Origin of the sequence: Streptomyces sp. NPDC007205 (assembly GCF_040634095.1) — a bacterium.
Lineage (GTDB): Bacteria > Actinomycetota > Actinomycetes > Streptomycetales > Streptomycetaceae > Streptomyces.
On sequence record NZ_JBEYEW010000165.1, the window covers coordinates 1 to 1,741 of the forward strand.

Annotated in this window: 1 protein-coding gene; it reads left to right on the forward strand. The window is 65.5% G+C overall.

What is annotated here, in order from left to right; all coding sequences use genetic code 11:
* Positions 1-73 precede the first annotated feature (73 nt).
* Positions 74-1,504 (forward strand): hypothetical protein, encoded by a 1,431-nt coding sequence (locus ABZ624_RS42945; protein WP_360101185.1) that lies wholly within the window; start codon positions 74-76, stop codon positions 1,502-1,504.
* Positions 1,505-1,741: the final 237 nt, after the last annotated feature.

Here is a 1,741-nt window from a genome sequence, read left to right on the forward strand (position 1 = left end):
ACTGTCAGCTCCACGGTTGTGGCCTCATGTGCGGGGCGATCCCCCGTTCGCAACCCTGGCAGGGAGGCATTCGATGCCGCGTCGGCTTCAGCGCAATGCGTTACTGAAGGCTCTGCTTGAGGAAGCGGACTGGAGCGCCGCCGACCTTGCCAGGGCTGTCAATCGTCTGGGCCACGCTGAAGGCCTGCACCTTCGCTACGATCGCACGACGGTAGCCCATTGGCTTTCCGGGTCCCGTCCCAAGGCGCCCGTGCCCGATTTGGTGGCCGAGTCGCTGACACGCCGTACCAGACGCCTTGTCCGGGCAGCGGATACCGGTCTGCTTCCCGACCCCGGCCCGCAGGAGATGGTTCTCCTTTCCGGAGCGGTGCCGAGCCAGGAAGGCGCCGCGCGCAGATTGGTGGCCCTGGGCAGGATCGACGCCGACCCGGCCCGTCGGCCCCGGCTGCTCGACCTCATCTACCGACAGTTTTTGGTGGATCCCAACCGTGAAGCCCGTTGCCCTGCCCGCACGGAAGGCTCAATTGGCGAGGCGGCTGTGGCAGGGTCCGGGAAGAAGTCACCCATTGCCGCTGCCGACGTGGTACTGCTTCGCGGTATGGTCAGCTCCTTCGCCTCGTACACCGCTCAATTCGGTGGCGGTCATGCCCGTGCTGCCCTGGCGGCATACCTCGCCGACGACGTGGGCCGTTTCCTGACGGCGCCCAGATCACCAGTTTTACGTACGGAATTGATGACGGAGATCGCGCATCTCGCCCATCTTCTCGGTGACATGACCGCAGACGCGGGGCATCATGGGCTGGCGCAGCGCTATCACCTTCTGGCCTTTGAGATCGCCACGGAAGTGGGTGACCTCCGGGCCCGTGCGATGGCGTTGCGGGCCATGAGCACCCAGGCCGCCCAGCTGGGAGTGCCGCGGTATGCCGCCGATCTCGCTGAGGCTGCGGTGGACGTCGTCGGCACCTCACCTGACGGCGACCTACGAGCTTTTCTGCTGGCACAGCGGGCCTATGCTCGTGCACTCACCGATGACACCAGTGGCGCCCTGAAGGATCTGGCTGCGGCCGAGCGCAACCTGGACTGGGCCTCGGGGGAGCCTGGACCGTTCTCTTCATACCCGAAGGCCGGATTCGCATATCAGCAGGGCCAGACGCTGTACACGTTGGGCGATGCTGAGGGCGCAGTGTCCGCCTTCAGTTACGCGGCGTCGCGGCGAGCGCCCCACGAACGCCGGCCAAGGGCCCTCACCCAGGCGCGACTCGCAAACGTGCTGCTTGACCTGGGCAGCGTTGAAGAGGCGTGTGTCCATGCCTCGGCATTCGCCGGAGACTACCCCTTGCTCCGTTCCCACTGGGCCACACAGGCGATCAAGACGCTGCGGGCCCACCTCGCTGTGTTCCCCCAAGTACGGCGGGCAGCCGCTGTGCGGGAAGAACTCAGGGAGCTGGAGGCTGGGGCAAGACACTGTCGCGCTGTCGGGTACGTCGGTGGGGCAGGCCGGTGACCTGTTTCCAGAAGGTGAAGCGTTCGGTCGGTTGCTGTCAAGCCGCTGTTGCAGCAAGTGAGTTGAAGCGTGCGTGGGTGTGAGGTGTGCCGCTGTCAGACATCCACTGGGCGCGCGGCGGTGACTTCGTTGATCGTTTTCCAGGTGGTGAAGCGTTGGGTCATGTCGGCTCGGTAGCCGGGGGCGGTCATCAGGTGGCTCTACCGTCTTGATCGGGTTGATCGAGCCATTCGTAGG